General features: G+C 64.5%; 2 protein-coding genes. One reads left to right on the forward strand and one right to left on the reverse strand.

Translation table 11 applies throughout. The features are described 5' to 3' along the window. Positions 1-562 (reverse strand): hypothetical protein (locus ABGA94_RS00280; RefSeq protein WP_375365985.1); only part of this gene is annotated, 562 nt, incomplete at its 3' end. A gap of 90 nt (positions 563-652) precedes the next feature. Here ABGA94_RS00280 and ABGA94_RS00285 point away from each other — a divergent pair. Next, on the forward strand, positions 653-901 hold the full coding sequence (locus ABGA94_RS00285; RefSeq protein WP_005415112.1) for a DUF3297 family protein: 249 nt from the start codon (positions 653-655) through the stop codon (positions 899-901). The last annotated feature ends 55 nt before the right edge of the window (positions 902-956 follow it).

A 956-nucleotide genomic window follows, 5' to 3' on the forward strand; every position in this document is an offset into this window, starting at 1 on the left:
CCGGCGTGCCCACGGCGATGCCATCCACGCTGACGCTGTTGAGATTGGCGTCCAGGCCACGGATGACCACGAAACGGCCCTCACCCTGGTCACGGGTCAGCGCCATCACGCCGGTGAAGCCGTCGCTGCCGGTATCCACGCTCCACAGCGTGTAGTTGTGCTCGCGCAGGCGGTCAAAGGCGGTGGACATCAGCTGCACACCGTCCAGGTCCTCGGCGAAGTCCTCGTCATCCAGGTCGCCGCCCCAGTCCAGCTGCAGGTTGAAGCGCGCCGACAGCTCGTTGACCGCCGACTGCAGCGATTCCAGGTCGTCGCGCTCCACCTCGAAACCGGACTGCCAGGCGATGGCAGTGAACAGCGCCGGCAACCAGTCGCTGTCCGCTTCCAGCGGCTGCCCGTCCTCGGACAGGTGCTCGCGCCAGCGGTTGAACTGCTGCAAGGCCAACTCTTCGTCGCCCGGGTTGATCAGCACCAGCAGGTTCCAGACCCGCGCCTCGAATCCATCCTCGTCGAAGTCGTGGATGTCTTCCTCGAAGTCGAAATAGTCGCTGTTGTCGGGCATGGCGGAACGTCCTCTGGGGCAGGCCGGCATTCTACGGTTTATCCTGTGCCGCTGAAGCCGGCCTTGGTGGCCGTCACTGTGAATGAAGCGATGAGCGATACCCCTCCCGACCACCTGGCGATCAACCCGGCCAGCCCCTTCCATGATGCGCAGGCGCTGGAGCGCGGCGTCGGCGTGCGTTTCAACGACGTCGAGCGCGACAACGTCGAGGAATACTCGGTCAGCGAAGGCTGGATCCGCGTGCAGGCCGGCAAGGCCCGCGACCGCCGCGGCAACCCGATGACGATCAAGGTCAAGGGCAAGGTCGAAGTGTATTTCCTGGACCAGAAGCCGGAATAACCGGCTGTTCCGAGCTGGCGTCAGATCCCTTTCCTGCGGAAAGGGATCTGACCCC

This window comes from Stenotrophomonas sp. 3diitr2024 (assembly GCF_042136455.1).
In the GTDB taxonomy this organism is placed as follows: domain Bacteria; phylum Pseudomonadota; class Gammaproteobacteria; order Xanthomonadales; family Xanthomonadaceae; genus Stenotrophomonas; species Stenotrophomonas sepilia.

What these genes read in the sequence shown, in the direction of transcription:
- ABGA94_RS00285 (WP_005415112.1), top strand. Translation starts at nt 653, where the DNA reads ATGAGCGATACCCCTCCCGACCACCTGGCGATCAACCCGGCCAGCCCC.